Below are 17,147 nucleotides of genomic sequence, written 5' to 3' on the forward strand. Positions count from 1 at the left end.
AACCGGCCCCCTTCATTCGCAAGCGGCGTGGCGCCGTGTCCCCGACGGAGCCACACCCGCGAAGAGACGAAAGGTGACGACGAGCATGGCGCAAGCGACCGTTGGCCAGAAACGTATCCGCAGATACTATGGCAAGATCCGCGAAGTCCTCGAGATGCCGAACCTCATCGAGGTTCAGAAGGCCTCGTATGACCTGTTCCTGAAATCCGGGGACGGCGACAAGCCGCTGGACGGCGAGGGCATCCAGGGTGTCTTCCAGTCTGTCTTCCCGATCAAGGACTTCAACGAGAAGGCCATTCTCGAATTCGTGAAATACGAGCTCGAGAAGCCGAAATTCGATGTCGAGGAATGCCAGGCCCGCGACCTGACCTATGCCGCGCCGCTGAAGGTCACCCTGCGCCTGATCGTGTTCGACGTCGACGAAGAGACCGGCGCCAAGTCCGTCAAGGATATCAAGGAGCAGGACGTCTACATGGGCGACATGCCCCTGATGACGTCGAACGGCACCTTCATCATCAACGGCACCGAGCGCGTCATCGTCAGCCAGATGCACCGCAGCCCGGGCGTGTTCTTCGATCACGACAAGGGCAAGACCCATGCCTCGGGCAAGCTGCTGTTCGCCTGCCGCATCATTCCCTATCGCGGTTCGTGGCTGGACTTCGAATTCGACGCCAAGGATTTGGTCTTTGCGCGCATCGACCGTCGCCGCAAGCTGCCCGTGACGACCCTGCTCTATGCCCTGGGCATGGACCAGGACGACATCATGTCGGCCTATTATGACACGGTGACCTTCAAGCTTGCCAAGAACAAGGGCTGGGTGACGAAATTCTTCCCCGAGCGCGTGCGCGGCACCCGGCCAAGCTATGACCTCGTGGACGCTGCCACCGGCGAAGTCATCCTGAAGGCTGGCGACAAGGCCACGCCGCGGATGGTCAAGAAGTGGATCGACGAAGGCAAGGTGACCGAGCTTCTTGTTCCCTTCGATCATATCGTCGGCCGTTTCGTTGCCCACGACATCATCAACGAGGAAACCGGCGCGATCTATGCCGAGGCGGGCGAAGAGCTGACGCTGACGCTGGACAAGGATGGCGAGATCAGCGGCGGCACGCTGAAGACGCTGCTGGACAACGGCATCACCGAGATCCCGGTTCTGGACATCGACAACGTCAATGTCGGCCCCTACATCCGCAACACGATGGCGGCCGACAAGAACTGGAACCGCGAAACCGCGCTGATGGACATCTACCGGGTCATGCGCCCGGGCGAGCCGCCCACGGTCGAGGCCGCGGATGCGCTGTTCCAGTCGCTGTTCTTCGATCGCGAGCGCTATGACCTGTCGGCCGTTGGCCGGGTCAAGATGAACATGCGCCTTGCGCTCGACAAGCCCGACACCCAGCGCACGCTTGACCGCGAGGACATCGTTGCCTGCATCAAGGCGCTGGTCGAGCTGCGCGATGGCCGGGGCGAGGTCGACGATATCGACCATCTGGGCAATCGCCGGGTGCGTTCGGTCGGCGAACTGATGGAGAACCAGTATCGCGTCGGCCTGCTGCGCATGGAGCGCGCGATCAAGGAGCGCATGTCCAGCGTCGAGATCGACACGGTCATGCCGCAGGACCTGATCAACGCCAAGCCCGCGGCGGCGGCGGTGCGCGAATTCTTCGGCTCCAGCCAGCTGTCGCAATTCATGGACCAGACCAACCCGCTGTCGGAAGTCACGCACAAGCGGCGCCTGTCGGCGCTTGGGCCGGGCGGTCTGACCCGCGAGCGCGCGGGCTTCGAGGTGCGCGACGTGCACCCGACCCATTATGGCCGGATGTGCCCGATCGAAACGCCGGAAGGCCCGAACATCGGTCTGATCAACTCGCTGGCCACCTATGCGCGGGTGAACAAGTACGGCTTCATCGAAACGCCCTATCGCCGCGTGAAGGACGGGCAGGTGACCGATGAGGTCGTCTACATGTCCGCGACCGAGGAGATGCGGCACACGATCGCGCAGGCCAATGCCCAGCTGGACGAGAATGGCCGCTTCGTGAACGAACTGGTCTCGACCCGGCAGGGCGGCGAGTTCATGCTGAACCCACCCGAGGCCGTGGACCTGATCGACGTCAGCCCCAAGCAGCTGGTTTCGGTCGCCGCGGCGCTGATCCCGTTCCTTGAGAACGATGACGCCAACCGCGCGCTGATGGGCTCGAACATGCAGCGGCAGGCCGTGCCCCTGCTGCAGGCCGATGCTCCCTTTGTCGGCACCGGCATGGAAGGCAAGGTTGCGCTGGACTCGGGTGCCGCGATCGTGGCGCGCCGCGGGGGCGTGATCGACCAGGTCGACGCGACCCGTATCGTCATTCGCGCGACCGAGGACCTGGAGCCGGGCGATCCGGGCGTCGACATCTACCGTCTGCGCAAGTTCCAGCGGTCGAACCAGAACACCTGCATCAACCAGAAACCCCTGGTGAAGGTGGGTCAGAAGGTTGCCAAGGGTGATGTCATCGCCGACGGCCCCTCGACCGATCAGGGCGAGCTGGCGCTTGGCAAGAACGTCATCGTCGCGTTCATGCCGTGGAACGGCTACAACTATGAAGACTCGATCCTGATCTCCGAGCGGATCGTGCGCGACGACGTCTTCACCTCGATCCATATCGAGGAGTACGAGGTCGCCGCCCGCGACACCAAGCTGGGACCCGAGGAGATCACCCGCGACATCCCCAATGTCGGCGAAGAGGCGCTGCGCAATCTCGACGAGGCCGGCATCGTCTATATCGGGGCCGAGGTTGGCCCGGGCGACATCCTGGTGGGCAAGATCACGCCCAAGGGCGAAAGCCCGATGACGCCCGAAGAAAAGCTTCTGCGCGCCATCTTCGGCGAGAAGGCTTCGGATGTCCGCGACACGTCGCTGCGTCTGCCGCCGGGCGATTACGGTACCGTCGTCGAGGTGCGGGTCTTCAACCGCCACGGCGTCGAGAAGGACGAGCGTGCGCTGCAGATCGAGCGCGAGGAGATCGAGCGTCTGGCCCGTGACCGGGATGACGAGCTGGCGATCCTCGAGCGCAACATCTATGCCCGTCTCAAGGCGCTGCTTCTGGGCAAAGTCGCGGTCAAGGGGCCGAAAGGCGTCAAGGCCAATTCCGAGATCACCGAGGAGTTGCTGGACTCGCTGTCCAAGGGGCAGTGGTGGCAGCTGGCGCTGGCCGAGGAGAGCGACGCCCAGGAAGTCGAGGCGCTGAACGCCCAGTTCGAGGCGCAGAAGCGCGCGCTTGAGCATCGTTTCGAGGACAAGGTCGAGAAGGTCCGCCGTGGCGACGACCTGCCGCCGGGCGTGATGAAGATGGTCAAGGTCTTTGTCGCGGTGAAGCGCAAGCTGCAGCCGGGCGACAAGATGGCTGGCCGTCACGGCAACAAGGGTGTCGTGTCCAAGGTCGTGCCGATCGAGGACATGCCGTTCCTTGCCGACGGTACCCCGGTGGACATCGTGCTGAACCCGCTTGGCGTTCCGTCGCGGATGAATGTCGGCCAGATCCTTGAAACGCACATGGGATGGGCCGCGCGTGGCCTGGGCCTGAAGATCGACGAGGCGCTGCAGGAATACCGCCGCTCGGGCGACCTGACCCCGGTGCGCGAGGCGCTGAAATACGGCTATGGCGAGGAAGCCTATGCCGAGGCCTTCGCCGACCTAGACGAGGAGGCCCTTGTCGAGCGGGCCGAGATCGTCAAGCGCGGCGTGCCGATCGCGACCCCGGTCTTTGACGGCGCCAAGGAGGACGATGTCAACGATGCGCTGATCCGCGCGGGCTTTGACACGTCCGGCCAGTCGGAACTGTTCGATGGCCGTACCGGCGAGAAGTTCGCCCGTCCCGTCACCGTCGGCGTGAAGTACCTGCTGAAGCTGCACCACCTGGTGGACGACAAGATCCACGCGCGTTCGACCGGCCCCTACAGCCTGGTCACGCAGCAGCCGCTGGGCGGCAAGGCGCAGTTCGGCGGCCAGCGCTTCGGCGAGATGGAGGTCTGGGCGCTGGAAGCCTATGGCGCGGCCTACACCTTGCAGGAGATGCTGACCGTCAAGTCCGACGACGTGGCCGGCCGGACCAAGGTCTACGAGGCCATCGTCAAGGGCGAGGACAATTTCGAAGCCGGCGTGCCGGAATCGTTCAACGTTCTCGTCAAGGAAGTGCGGGGCCTCGGCCTCAACATGGAACTCCTGGATGCGGAGGAGGAGTGAGGGCGGTCTTCGCCCCACTCACCCATCCCCTGATCTGAAGGACGCAAAATGAACCAGGAACTGACCAACAACCCGTTCAACCCGCTGGCCTCGCCCAAGCAGTTCGACGAGATCAAGATCTCTCTGGCCAGCCCCGAACGGATCCTCTCTTGGTCCTATGGCGAGATCAAGAAGCCTGAAACGATCAACTATCGGACCTTCAAGCCCGAGCGCGACGGCCTGTTCTGCGCCCGCATCTTTGGCCCGATCAAGGATTACGAATGCCTTTGCGGCAAGTACAAGCGGATGAAGTATCGCGGCGTCGTCTGCGAGAAATGCGGCGTCGAGGTCACGCTGCAGAAGGTCCGCCGCGAGCGCATGGGCCATATCGAGCTGGCCGCGCCGGTCGCCCATATCTGGTTCCTCAAGTCGCTGCCCTCGCGCATCGGCCTGATGCTGGACATGACGCTGCGCGACCTTGAGCGCATCCTGTATTTCGAGAACTACGTCGTCATCGAGCCCGGCCTGACCGATCTGTCCTATGGGCAGCTGCTGACCGAGGAGGAATATCTCGACGCGCAGGATCAGTACGGCGCGGACGCGTTCACCGCCGGTATCGGCGCCGAGGCCATCCGCGAGATGCTGAGCCAGATCGACCTCGAGGCCGAGGCCGAGCGCCTGCGCGAAGAGCTGAAGGAAGCCACGGGCGAGCTGAAGCCCAAGAAGATCATCAAGCGGCTCAAGCTGGTCGAGCATTTCCTGGAATCGGGCAACCGGCCGGAATGGATGATCCTGACCGTGATCCCGGTCATTCCGCCCGAACTGCGCCCGCTGGTTCCGCTGGATGGTGGTCGCTTCGCCACCTCGGACCTGAACGATCTCTATCGTCGGGTCATCAACCGCAACAACCGTCTGAAGCGGCTGATCGAACTGCGCGCGCCCGACATCATCGTGCGCAACGAGAAGCGGATGCTGCAGGAAGCAGTGGACGCGCTCTTTGACAACGGCCGTCGCGGCCGCGTCATCACCGGCGCAAACAAGCGCCCGCTGAAGTCGCTGTCGGACATGCTGAAGGGCAAGCAGGGCCGGTTCCGTCAGAACCTGCTGGGCAAGCGCGTCGACTTCTCGGGCCGTTCGGTCATCGTGACGGGCCCCGAGCTGAAGCTGCACCAGTGCGGCCTGCCCAAGAAGATGGCGCTCGAACTGTTCAAGCCGTTCATCTATTCGCGGCTCGAGGCCAAGGGCCTGTCGTCCACCGTCAAGCAGGCCAAGAAGCTGGTCGAGAAGGAGCGCCCGGAGGTCTGGGACATCCTCGACGAGGTGATCCGCGAGCATCCGGTGCTGCTGAACCGCGCGCCGACGCTGCACCGGCTCGGCATCCAGGCGTTCGAACCCATTCTGATCGAGGGCAAGGCGATTCAGCTGCACCCCCTGGTCTGCGCGGCGTTCAACGCCGACTTCGACGGCGACCAGATGGCCGTGCACGTGCCGCTCTCGCTGGAGGCCCAGCTGGAAGCGCGCGTGTTGATGATGTCCACCAACAACGTGCTGTCGCCCGCCAACGGCGCGCCGATCATCGTGCCGTCGCAGGACATGGTCCTGGGGCTGTATTACATCACGATGATGCGCGAGGGCATGAAGGGCGAAGGCATGGCCTTTGCATCGATCGAGGAAGTCGAGCACGCGCTGGCGGCCGGCGAGGTGCATCTGCACGCCAAGATCACCGCGCGCATTCCCCAGATCGACGAGGAAGGCAACGAGGTCCTGAAGCGTTATGAAACCACGCCGGGCCGTGTCCGGCTGGGCGCGCTTCTGCCGAAGAACGCCAAGGCTCCGTTCGATCTTGTCAACCGCCTGCTGCGCAAGAAGGACGTCCAGAACGTCATCGACACCGTCTATCGCTATTGCGGTCAGAAGGAGTCGGTCATCTTCTGTGACCAGATCATGCAGCTCGGCTTCCGCGAGGCCTTCCGGGCCGGCATCTCGTTCGGCAAGGATGACATGGTCATCCCGCAGAAGAAGTGGGAGATCGTGAATGCCACGCGCGAGCAGGTGAAGGAGTTCGAGCAGCAGTACATGGACGGCCTGATCACCCAGGGCGAAAAGTACAACAAGGTCGTCGATGCCTGGTCGAAATGCTCGGATGCCGTGGCTCAGGCCATGATGGCCGAGATCTCGGCCGTGCGCCGGGACGAAGAGGGGCGCGAGCTCGAACCCAACTCGATTTACATGATGGCCCATTCGGGCGCCCGGGGTTCGCCCGCGCAGATGAAGCAGCTGGGCGGCATGCGTGGCCTGATGGCCAAGCCGTCGGGCGAGATCATCGAGACGCCGATCATCTCGAACTTCAAGGAAGGCCTGACCGTGCTGGAGTACTTCAACTCCACGCACGGCGCGCGGAAGGGTCTGGCCGATACGGCGCTGAAGACGGCGAACTCGGGTTACCTGACGCGCCGTCTGGTCGATGTCGCGCAGGACTGCATCGTGCGGGTGCATGATTGCGGCACCGACCGGGCCATCACGGCCAAGGCCGCGATCAATGACGGCGAGGTCGTGGCGTCGCTGTCCGAGCGCATCCTGGGTCGTGTCGCGGCCGAGGACGTGCTGTTGCCGGGCACCGACGAGGTTCTGATCCGCAGGGGCGAACTGATCGACGAACGCAAGGCCGACGAGATCGAAGCCGCCGGTCTTGCCTCGATCCGCATCCGCAGCCCGCTGACCTGCGAGGCCGAGGAGGGCGTCTGCGCCATGTGCTATGGTCGCGACCTGGCGCGCGGTACGCTGGTGAATATCGGCGAGGCCGTGGGCATCATCGCGGCCCAGTCGATCGGCGAACCGGGCACGCAGCTGACGATGCGGACCTTCCACATCGGCGGTATCGCCCAGGGCGGCAGCCAGTCGTTCCAGGAAGCCAGTCAGGCAGGCCGGATCGAGTTCCGCAATGCCACGATCCTGACCAACGCGAACGGCGAACGTGTCGTCACCGGACGTGCGATGAAAATCGCGATCATCGACGAGAACGGCCAGGAACGCGCCACCTACAAGGTGGGCTATGGCGCCAAGGTTCTGGTCGAGGATGGCCAGATGGTCGAACGGGGCGCCAAGCTGTTCGAATGGGACCCCTATACCCTGCCGATCATCGCCGAGAAGCCGGGTGTCGTGAAGTTCGTGGATCTCGTTTCGGGCATCTCGCTGCGCGAGGATACCGACGAGGCGACCGGCATGACGCAGAAGATCGTTTCCGACTGGCGCAGCGCGCCGAAGGGCAGCGATCTGAAGCCCGAGATCATCATCGTCGACCCCGAAACGGGCGAGCCCGTGCGCAACGATCTGGGCAACCCGGTCACCTATCCGATGTCGGTCGATGCGATCCTGTCGGTCGAGGATGGCGCCTCGATCCAGGCGGGTGACGTCGTTGCGCGTATTCCGCGCGAAGGCGCCAAGACCAAGGACATCACCGGTGGTCTGCCGCGCGTTGCCGAACTGTTCGAGGCACGCCGGCCGAAGGATCACGCGATCATCGCCGAGGTCGAGGGTTACGTGCGCTTTGGCAAGGACTACAAGAACAAGCGCCGCATCACCATCGAACCGATCGACGAGTCGCTGGAGCCCGTCGAATACATGGTGCCCAAGGGCAAGCACATTCCGGTCCAGGAAGGTGACCACGTCCAGAAGGGTGACTACATCATGGACGGCAACCCGGCACCGCACGACATCCTGCGGATCCTGGGCATCGAGGCGCTTGCCGATTACCTGATCGACGAGGTGCAGGAGGTCTATCGCCTGCAGGGCGTGAAGATCAACGACAAGCACATCGAGGTGATCGTTCGCCAGATGCTGCAGAAGATCGAGATCACCGACAGCGGTGACACGACGCTTCTGAAGGGCGAGCACGTCGACAAGGCCGAGTTCAACGAGGAGAACGAAAAGGTCATCGCCCGCGGCGGCCGCCCGGCAACCGGCGAACCGGTTCTGCTGGGCATCACCAAGGCCTCGCTGACGACCCGGTCGTTCATCTCGGCGGCGTCGTTCCAGGAGACGACCCGGGTGCTGACCGAGGCCGCGGTCCAGGGCAAGCGCGACAAGCTGGTCGGCCTGAAGGAAAACGTCATCGTTGGCCGCCTGATCCCGGCGGGCACCGGCGGCGCGATCCAGCGCCTGACCAAGATTGCGCATGACCGCGACCAGAAGGTGATCGAGGAACGTCGGGCCGAGGCCGAAAAGGCAGCACGCCTCGCGGCACCGGCCGAAGAGGTGATCGACGACATCGCCGAGGCAGGCGACCCGTTCGAAAGCCGCGACTGATACGGAGCGGAAGATCAAAGGCCCCCGCAATTCGCGGGGGCCTTTTCATTCAGGTCCTGCGTTGACATTGCGCGGTGCCGGCCCGCATCCTGCCGATCACCGAAGCGAATGGTGGGGGCGACACCCGTGCGCATACAGGTTCTCGGCATCTGCCGCTTTTCGTTGCTTGTCAGTGACGGATTTCAGCGCATGCCGGAAACCCTGGCCGAACGTCGCGCGCAGCTCTACGACCCGGGCCGGATGGCCCGGCGCATGGCATGGTTCACCGAGGTTTTCCTGCCCTCGATCGCCGGTCAGACCGATCCCGATTTCACCCTGATCATCGCGACGGGCGAGGATCTGCCCGAGGACTGGTATGAACGCCTGGTCCGCGCCGTTGCGCGCGTGCCTCAGATCGAGATCGTCCGCCTTCCGGTGGGGCTGCAGGCCGACGTGACGCGGGCAGCGATCGCGGACCGGATCGACCCCCGGGCCGATATCGTTGCCCAGTTCAGGCTGGACGATGATGACGCGGTCGCGCGTGATTACGTCGAGCGGGTCCGGGGCGATTTTCGCATGTTCCTTGCGCCGGTCTTTGCGATGCACTCGGTGGCCGCGCTGGATTATTGCCACGGGCTGACGCTGTTGCCACGCGATGGTCAGCCCGAGGTCTATCGCGTGACGGCGCAATCGTTGTCCTGCGGCCTGACGATCTACATGCCGCCGGACCATGATCGCACCGTTCTTGATTACGCCCACCATCTGGTATTCCGCCGCATGCCGGTACTCAGCCTGCAGGACCAGCCGATGTATGTGCGCGGCGCGCATGAGGACAATGACAGCAACGCCGGCCGGCGCGCCTATGTCGCCCGGTTGGAGGATGCACGCGCCCGCCAGATCCTGCGCCGGCGCTTTGGAATTCGCGCGTGGCGGCTGATGCGGGCGCTTGAAGAGGCGCGCGCTGATTTACAATCGCCCTGAGCGGAAGTAAGACCCCGCAATCCGGGCCAATCCAGGGCATCTGTCATGACCATGATCTCGGTCGTCATACCCGCCAGGAACGAGGCGGAGAATATCGGTTCGCTGATCGACGAGATCGATGCGGCCTGTGCCGCGCATGGAAATTACGAGGTCATTGTCGTCGACGATGGGTCGGATGATGGCACCGACAGGGTCGTGCGCGATCGGATGACGGGGCGGTCGAACCTGCGATTGATCCGGCATGACCGGTCGGGCGGACAAAGCGCGGCCATTCATTCCGGGGTCCGCGCCGCGCGGGGCGAGATCGTCTGCACGCTCGACGGTGACGGTCAGAACCCCCCGGCCGAGATCCCGCGCCTGTTCGCGCCGCTTCTGGCGCCCGGCAGCGATGGCGTCGGCCTGGTCGCGGGGCAGAGGGTCGGGCGTCAGGATACGTTCTCGCGTCGCATGGCATCGAAGATCGCGAATGGTATCCGCTCGCGTCTTCTGCGCGACGGCACTCGCGATACCGGCTGTGGGCTGAAGGCCTTTCGCCGCGATGCCTTTCTTGCCTTGCCCTATTTCGACCATATGCACCGCTATCTTCCCGCACTGTTCAACAGGGACGGCTGGAAGATCGTTCATGTTGATGTTGGTCATCGGCCGCGCGGCGCAGGCCGGTCGAAATATTCCAACCTTCAGCGGGCGCTGGTCGGGATCGTGGACATGGTCGGTGTGATGTGGCTGATCCGGCGCCGCAAGCGGTCGCGCCCCACTGAAATTGCCGTGGAAAACTGACGGATGGAGCGGGTCTTCGCGATACTCCATGTCTCGGGCTGGGCCGAGTTCTGGTGGGTTGCCTTCGGTCTTCTGGGGCAGCTGATGTTCACCGGACGGTTCCTGGTGCAATGGATCGCGTCCGAGCGCGCGCGGCGTTCGGTCGTGCCGCTGGCCTTCTGGTACCTCTCCATGGCGGGTGGATTGATCCTGCTGAGCTACGCGATCTGGCGCCGGGACGTGGTGTTCATTCTGGGGCAATCCACGGGTGTCTTCATCTATGCCCGCAACCTGTACCTGATCCACCGCGAACGGAATGCGGATGCCTGAGAACCGCGCGTGGTTGCCCCGCGCCGCCCTTGTCGTGGGCGTCGTGACATTCGCGCGGGTCGTCGCGCTGTGGTTCAACCGGACCGATCTGTTCGTCGATGAAAGCCAGTACTGGCTGTGGGGGCAGCGGCTCGATCTTGGCTATTATTCGAAACCGCCGCTGATCGCATGGCTGATCCGTGCCGTCACCGATCTGGCCGGATCCGACGCGCCCTTCTTCGTGCGCCTTCCCGCGCCGTTTCTGCATGCGCTCACGGCTTTGGTCCTTGGCGCGGTGGCGGCAAGGCTGCATTCCGCGCGCGCCGCGATCTGGGTTGCGGCCAGCTACGTGACATTGCCCCTGGCCGCGCTCGGCAGTCTCCTGATCTCGACCGACACGGTAATGGCGCCGTTTTTCGCGGCGGCCATCCTGTTGCATCAGCGCGCGATCGCGAGCGGCCGCATCACGGATTCGGTCGCGGCAGGCGTCGCCGCGGGTCTTGGCTTTCTGGCGAAATATGCGGGCATCTACTTTCTGTTGGGGACCATGCTGGCTGCGCTGTTCCTGCCGAAGGCGCGGCTGAGACTGCGGCAGTGGGGCGCAATGCTGGCGGCCTTTCTTGCCGTGATAGCGCCGAACATCCTGTGGAACCTTGGCCATGATCTGGCGACCGTGGCGCACACGCTCGACAATGTCGGGTGGGTCCGCCAAGAGGCCTGGTGGGCACGGCTGAACCCGATCGGCGCTGTCGCGTTCTTCCTTGCGCAGTTTGCCGTTGCGGGTCCGGTCCTGTTTTCCGCACTGCTCTGGGCCTGGCTTCGACCGGCGCGCCCCGGGCTGGGGCCGCTGATCTGGCTGTCGGCTCCGATCGTGGCGATCGTCTGCACCCAGGCATTTCTGGACAAGGCCTATGCCAACTGGGCGGTCGCGGCCTATTTCGCGGGCACGATTCTGGCCGTCGTCCAGATGCTGGATCGCGCCCCCAGGCTTCTGCCGGTGTCGCTGGCAATCAACGGGTTCGTTTCGCTGGCTCTGCCCGTGTTGGCGGTTGTCGCGCCGTTTCCCGAAATCGGCGGCAAGCCCGTGCTTGAGCGGTATCTGGGCCGCGCCGAGCTGTCACGCCAGATCATCGAAACGGCGCAGGGCAATGGGGTCGATACCGTCGTTGCGGTCAGCCGCGACATTCTCGCCGATCTGTTCCATACCGGCCGCGATACGGGCCTGAAATTCCGCGCCCCACGGCCCGCGGGTCGTCCGCGCAATTATTACGAACAGACCTTCCCCCTGACGGCCGGTCACGGTCCCGCCCTGATGGTTGGGGAAGATGCGCCGCGATGCGCCGGTGATGCCGTGGCCACTTTCCGCACACAGGGCGGAGCCTATTCCGGAAAGAACCTGCGCGGCTGGATTCTGCCGCAAGGCTGCGCGCCATGAGGCAGGTAAATCATGTTCGACTGGCGCTGTGGCTGGCCGTGGTCACCACGATCGCGGCCGCTGTTTTCACGCTCTGGCCGCAGATCGACCTGGCCGTTTCGCGGCTGTTCTACCGTCCGGGCGCGGGCTTCTGGATTTCGGATCTGCCCGGAGTCGAGGCGCTGAGGCATTTCGTGTGGTATCTCAGCCTTGGCGTGGTCGGGTTCTCTCTGGCCGCGCTGGGTCTCGCACTGGCGGGCCGACCGATTCGCGGCTTTGGCGCGCGCGAGGCGGCGTTCCTGCTGACGCTCTACCTCTTGGGGCCGGGCCTGATCGTCAACGTGATTCTCAAGGCGCATTGGGGGCGCGCACGCCCGGCCGCAATCGCGGAATTCGGTGGTTCGGCACACTTCACGCCAGCGCTGCTGCCTGCGGACCAATGCGCACGGAATTGTTCGTTCGTATCGGGCGAGGGGTCGGCAGCGGTGGCACTGGCGATTGCCTTTGTCGTGCTTGTCCCTCTGGCGCGGCGCCTTTTGGGCAGGTTCTTCCCGCTATATGTCGTGGCAGCCATGGGCCTTCCTGCGGCCGGTCTGGTCCTGAGGGTTCTGACCGGACGGCATTTCCTTTCGGACACGGTTTTCGCGGCGCTGATCGTTCTGGCGATTGCTCTTGTTCTGCACAGGGTGATGCTGTCCCGGCGACCCTGAGGCGCGGTGTTGACAACATCCGCGACTCCCCATATACGGCGCACACCCTGACCGCGGGCGTAGTGCGCGCGATCGGGGGACAGAACTGAAGAAGTGGTCATGATCCGGGCCGAAACGCCCCGATCCTCTGGAATTCCACCGCGTCGGCCCCATGGCGGGACGATAGCGGTATTGGTGTTTTGCGGACGCGCAGGGCACGACAGTTGAGAAAAGCCCCCGGAGACGTCGCTGACGGGCGATGGTTGATCGGGCCGCAACATAGGGCGAGATTGAATGCCGACGATCCAGCAGCTGATCCGGAAGCCCCGGGTAGCGAAAGTGCAGAAATCCAAGTCGCAGCACCTGGAGGGCTGCCCCCAGAAGCGCGGGGTCTGCACCCGCGTCTACACCACCACGCCGAAGAAGCCGAACTCGGCCATGCGGAAGGTGGCCAAGGTCCGTCTGACCAATGGCTATGAGGTGATCAGCTATATCCCCGGCGAAAAGCACAACCTTCAGGAACACTCGGTGGTCCTGATCCGCGGCGGCCGGGTGAAGGACCTTCCGGGTGTCCGCTATCACATCCTGCGTGGCGTTCTCGACACCCAGGGCGTCAAGGACCGTCGTCAGCGCCGCTCGAAATACGGCGCGAAGCGTCCGAAGTAAGGAGATCACCAGATGTCTCGTCGTCACGCTGCCGAAAAGCGCGAAGTACTGCCCGACGCCAAGTATGGCGATCGGGTTCTGACCAAGTTCATGAACAATCTCATGGTGGACGGCAAGAAGTCCGTCGCCGAGCGTATCGTCTATAATGCGCTTGACCGGATCGAGGCGAAGCTGAAGCGCTCGCCCGTCGAAGTCTTCCATGAGGCGATGGACAACGTGAAGCCTTCGCTGGAGGTTCGCTCCCGCCGGGTTGGTGGCGCCACCTACCAGGTGCCCGTCGATGTCCGTCCCGAGCGTCGCGAAGCGCTGGCCATCCGCTGGCTGATCGCCGCGGCCAAGAAGCGCAACGAACACACGATGGAAGAGCGTCTTGCCGGCGAGCTGATCGACGCGGTCAACGGCCGCGGTGCTGCCGTCAAGAAGCGCGAAGACACCCACAAGATGGCCGACGCCAACAAGGCGTTCAGCCACTACCGCTGGTAATCCCGAAGGAAGGCAAGACTCATGGCACGCGAATATCCGCTGCAGCGATACCGCAACTTCGGGATCATGGCCCATATCGACGCGGGCAAGACCACGACGACCGAGCGGATCCTGTATTACACCGGCAAGTCCCACAAGATCGGCGAGGTGCACGATGGCGCCGCGACGATGGACTGGATGGAGCAGGAGCAGGAGCGCGGCATCACCATCACCTCGGCCGCGACGACTACCTTCTGGCAGCGCCAGGAGGACCCCACGCCCGAGGGCACGTCGGACACGAAGTTCCGCTTCAACATCATCGACACGCCGGGCCACGTCGACTTCACCATCGAGGTCGAACGTTCGCTGGCGGTTCTCGACGGTGCCGTGTGTCTGCTGGACGCCAATGCCGGCGTCGAGCCGCAGACCGAAACGGTCTGGCGTCAGGCCGACCGCTACAAGGTTCCGCGCATCGTGTTCGTCAACAAGATGGACAAGATCGGCGCCGACTTCTTCAACTGCGTGAAGATGATCAAGGACCGTACCGGCGGGACTCCGTGCCCGGTGCAGCTGCCGATCGGTGCCGAGGACAAGCTTGAAGGCATCATCGACCTCATCACGATGGAAGAGTGGACCTGGAAGGGCGAGGACCTGGGCGCCTCGTGGACCCGCCAGCCGATCCGCGACGAGATGAAGGAGCTGGCCGAAGAGTGGCGCGGCAAGATGATCGAACTCGCCGTCGAGCAGGACGACGAGGTCATGGAGGCCTATCTCGAAGGCAACGAGCCGGATGAAGAAACGCTGCGCCGGCTTATCCGGAAGGGTACGCTCAGCCTGTCCTTCTTCCCTGTTCTTGCCGGTTCGGCCTTCAAGAACAAGGGTGTTCAGCCGCTGCTGAACGCGGTCATCGACTTCCTGCCCTCGCCGCTGGATGTCCCGCCGCTGATGGGCTACGCCCCGGGCGACGAGACCGAGACGCGCAACATCGAGCGCAAGGCGTCGGACGACGAGCCTTTCGCGGCGCTGGCGTTCAAGATCATGAACGACCCGTTCGTGGGCTCGCTGACCTTCACCCGCATCTACTCGGGCACCCTCAAGAAGGGTGAGCAGATGCTGAACTCGACGAAGGGCAAGCGCGAGCGCGTCGGTCGCATGATGATGATGCACGCCATTCAGCGCGAAGAGATCGACGAGGCCTTTGCGGGTGACATCATCGCTCTTGCCGGCCTGAAGGAGACGACCACGGGCGACACGCTGTGCGACCCGTCCAAGCCGGTCGTTCTGGAAACGATGACCTTCCCCGAGCCGGTGATCGAGATCGCGGTCGAACCGAAGTCGAAGGCCGACCAGGAGAAGATGGCCATGGCGCTGCAGCGTCTGGCGGCCGAAGACCCGTCGTTCCGCGTCGAGACCGATCTGGAATCGGGGCAGACGATCATGAAGGGGATGGGCGAACTTCACCTCGACATCCTGGTGGACCGCATGAAGCGTGAGTTCAAGGTCGAGGCGAATATCGGCGCCCCGCAGGTGGCCTATCGCGAGACGATCAGCCACAAGGCCGAGGTCGACTACACCCACAAGAAACAGACCGGCGGTACCGGTCAGTTCGCGCGGGTGAAACTGGAGATCGAGCCGACCGAACCGGGCGAGGGCTATTCGTTCGAAAGCCGCATCGTCGGTGGCGCGGTGCCGAAGGAATACATCCCCGGCGTCGAGAAGGGCATCAAGTCGGTTCTGGAATCCGGTCCGCTGGCGGGCTTCCCGGTGATCGACGTCAAGGTGGCCCTGGTCGACGGTGCCTATCACGACGTGGACTCGAGCGTTCTGGCCTTCGAAATCGCCAGCCGCGCGGCCATGCGCGAAGGCCTGAAGAAGGCTGGCGCCAAGCTGCTGGAACCGATCATGAAGGTCGAGGTCGTGACCCCGGAAGAGTACACGGGCTCGATCATCGGTGATCTGACCAGCCGTCGCGGCATGGTGACCGGACAGGATTCGCGGGGCAATGCGAACGTGATCCACGCTTTCGTCCCGCTGGCCAACATGTTCGGTTACATCAACAACCTGCGGTCGATGTCGTCGGGTCGCGCGGTGTTCACGATGCTGTTCGACCATTACGAACCGGTGCCGCAGAACATCGCGGAAGAGATCCAGAAGAAATACGCGTAATTGCGCGCAGTGAAATGACGGTGCGCCGAAAGGCGCACCCTACCCACCCGTAGGGCGCCGGTTAGCGCACCGAAAAGGAACAGGAGGCCATCATGGCAAAGGCAAAGTTTGAACGCACGAAACCGCATGTGAACATCGGCACGATTGGTCACGTTGACCACGGCAAGACGACGCTGACGGCTGCGATCACGAAGTATTTTGGCGAGTTCAAGGACTACAGCCAGATTGACGCGGCCCCCGAGGAGCGTGCGCGCGGCATCACGATCTCGACGGCGCATGTCGAGTACGAGACCGAGAACCGTCACTATGCGCATGTGGACTGCCCGGGCCACGCGGACTACGTGAAGAACATGATCACGGGTGCTGCGCAGATGGACGGTGCGATCCTGGTGGTTTCGGCGGCTGACGGTCCGATGCCGCAGACGCGCGAGCACATCCTTCTGGCCCGTCAGGTCGGCGTTCCGGCGATCGTGGTCTACATGAACAAGGTCGACCAGGTTGACGACGAGGAGCTTCTGGAGCTGGTCGAGATGGAGATCCGCGAGCTTCTGTCGTCCTACGACTTCCCGGGCGACGACATTCCGATCGTCAAGGGTTCGGCGCTGGCGGCTCTGGAAGGGCGTGACCCGGAAATCGGCGAGAACTCGATCCGCGAGCTGATGAAGGCGGTGGACGAATACATCCCGACCCCGGCGCGTGCGATCGACCAGCCGTTCCTGATGCCGATCGAGGACGTGTTCTCGATCTCGGGCCGCGGTACGGTTGTGACCGGCCGTGTCGAGCGTGGCGTGATCAACGTTGGTGACGAAGTCGAGATCGTCGGCATCCGCCCGACGAAGAAGACGACCGTGACCGGTGTCGAGATGTTCCGCAAGCTGCTGGATCGCGGCGAGGCGGGCGACAACATCGGCGCGCTGCTGCGCGGTATCGAGCGTGACGGCGTCGAGCGCGGCCAGGTTCTGGCCAAGCCCGGCTCGGTGACGCCGCACACCGAGTTCGAGGCCGAGGCCTACATCCTGACCAAGGAAGAGGGTGGCCGCCACACGCCGTTCTTCGCCAACTACCGTCCGCAGTTCTACTTCCGCACGACGGACGTGACGGGCACGGTGAAGCTGCCCGAGGGCGTCGAGATGGTCATGCCGGGCGACAACCTGAAGTTCGAGGTCGAGCTGATCGCCCCGATCGCGATGGAAGAAGGCCTGCGCTTCGCCATCCGCGAAGG

Annotated in this window: 11 protein-coding genes; all 11 read left to right on the forward strand. The window is 63.8% G+C overall.

Annotation, left to right across the window (positions count from 1 at the left end; genetic code table 11):
- The first annotated feature begins 85 nt into the window (after positions 1-85).
- Positions 86-4,219, forward strand: coding sequence for a DNA-directed RNA polymerase subunit beta (gene rpoB / locus LV82_RS13725; RefSeq protein WP_104072620.1), 4,134 nt, complete (start codon positions 86-88; stop codon positions 4,217-4,219).
- A gap of 48 nt (positions 4,220-4,267) precedes the next feature.
- Positions 4,268-8,503 carry a DNA-directed RNA polymerase subunit beta' gene (gene rpoC, locus LV82_RS13730; RefSeq protein ID WP_104072622.1) on the forward strand — a complete coding sequence of 1,412 codons (4,236 nt, stop codon included), beginning with the start codon at positions 4,268-4,270 and terminating at the stop codon, positions 8,501-8,503.
- A 108-nt stretch (positions 8,504-8,611) separates the two neighbouring features.
- Positions 8,612-9,463, forward strand: a complete 852-nt coding sequence (locus tag LV82_RS13735) for a glycosyltransferase (RefSeq protein WP_104072624.1) — start codon at positions 8,612-8,614, stop codon at positions 9,461-9,463.
- Positions 9,464-9,508: 45 nt separating this feature from the next.
- Positions 9,509-10,240: a glycosyltransferase family 2 protein gene (locus LV82_RS13740; protein WP_104072626.1), complete on the forward strand. Its 732-nt coding sequence runs from the start codon at positions 9,509-9,511 to the stop codon at positions 10,238-10,240.
- Positions 10,241-10,243: 3 nt separating this feature from the next.
- Entirely contained in the window at positions 10,244-10,549 is a 306-nt protein-coding gene (locus LV82_RS13745; protein WP_104072628.1) for a lipid-A-disaccharide synthase N-terminal domain-containing protein, read from the forward strand.
- Complete coding sequence (locus LV82_RS13750; RefSeq protein ID WP_170063448.1) at positions 10,542-11,963, forward strand: ArnT family glycosyltransferase; 1,422 nt, start codon at positions 10,542-10,544, stop codon at positions 11,961-11,963. Before LV82_RS13745 ends, LV82_RS13750 begins: the two co-directional genes overlap by 8 nt.
- Positions 11,960-12,652, forward strand: coding sequence for a phosphatase PAP2 family protein (locus tag LV82_RS13755; protein WP_104072632.1), 693 nt, complete (start codon positions 11,960-11,962; stop codon positions 12,650-12,652). The genes LV82_RS13750 and LV82_RS13755 overlap by 4 nt, the downstream gene beginning before the upstream one ends.
- 273 nt (positions 12,653-12,925) lie before the next feature.
- Positions 12,926-13,297 carry a 30S ribosomal protein S12 gene (gene rpsL / locus LV82_RS13760; RefSeq protein ID WP_104072634.1) on the forward strand — a complete coding sequence of 124 codons (372 nt, stop codon included), beginning with the start codon at positions 12,926-12,928 and terminating at the stop codon, positions 13,295-13,297.
- 12 nt (positions 13,298-13,309) lie between these two features.
- Positions 13,310-13,780 carry a 30S ribosomal protein S7 gene (rpsG, locus tag LV82_RS13765; protein ID WP_104072636.1) on the forward strand — a complete coding sequence of 157 codons (471 nt, stop codon included), beginning with the start codon at positions 13,310-13,312 and terminating at the stop codon, positions 13,778-13,780.
- A gap of 21 nt (positions 13,781-13,801) precedes the next feature.
- Positions 13,802-15,925 carry an elongation factor G gene (gene fusA, locus LV82_RS13770; protein ID WP_104072638.1) on the forward strand — a complete coding sequence of 708 codons (2,124 nt, stop codon included), beginning with the start codon at positions 13,802-13,804 and terminating at the stop codon, positions 15,923-15,925.
- A gap of 92 nt (positions 15,926-16,017) precedes the next feature.
- Positions 16,018-17,147, forward strand: a 1,130-nt coding sequence (gene tuf, locus LV82_RS13775; RefSeq protein WP_104072000.1) for an elongation factor Tu, incomplete at its 3' end; no start/stop codon positions are given.

Source organism: Albidovulum inexpectatum (genome assembly GCF_002927635.1).
Taxonomy (GTDB): Bacteria; Pseudomonadota; Alphaproteobacteria; order Rhodobacterales; family Rhodobacteraceae; genus Albidovulum; species Albidovulum inexpectatum.

Excerpts from the sequence above, each read along its gene's own strand:
- rpsG (WP_104072636.1), top strand. The coding sequence starts at position 13,310 with ATGTCTCGTCGTCACGCTGCCGAAAAGCGCGAAGTACTGCCCGACGCC.
- LV82_RS13735 (WP_104072624.1), top strand. The coding sequence starts at position 8,612 with ATGGTGGGGGCGACACCCGTGCGCATACAGGTTCTCGGCATCTGCCGC.
- rpsL (WP_104072634.1), top strand. The coding sequence starts at position 12,926 with ATGCCGACGATCCAGCAGCTGATCCGGAAGCCCCGGGTAGCGAAAGTG.
- rpoC (WP_104072622.1), top strand. The coding sequence starts at position 4,268 with ATGAACCAGGAACTGACCAACAACCCGTTCAACCCGCTGGCCTCGCCC.
- LV82_RS13740 (WP_104072626.1), top strand. The coding sequence starts at position 9,509 with ATGACCATGATCTCGGTCGTCATACCCGCCAGGAACGAGGCGGAGAAT.
- LV82_RS13755 (WP_104072632.1), top strand. The coding sequence starts at position 11,960 with ATGAGGCAGGTAAATCATGTTCGACTGGCGCTGTGGCTGGCCGTGGTC.
- fusA (WP_104072638.1), top strand. The coding sequence starts at position 13,802 with ATGGCACGCGAATATCCGCTGCAGCGATACCGCAACTTCGGGATCATG.
- rpoB (WP_104072620.1), top strand. The coding sequence starts at position 86 with ATGGCGCAAGCGACCGTTGGCCAGAAACGTATCCGCAGATACTATGGC.
- LV82_RS13750 (WP_170063448.1), top strand. The coding sequence starts at position 10,542 with ATGCCTGAGAACCGCGCGTGGTTGCCCCGCGCCGCCCTTGTCGTGGGC.
- LV82_RS13745 (WP_104072628.1), top strand. The coding sequence starts at position 10,244 with ATGGAGCGGGTCTTCGCGATACTCCATGTCTCGGGCTGGGCCGAGTTC.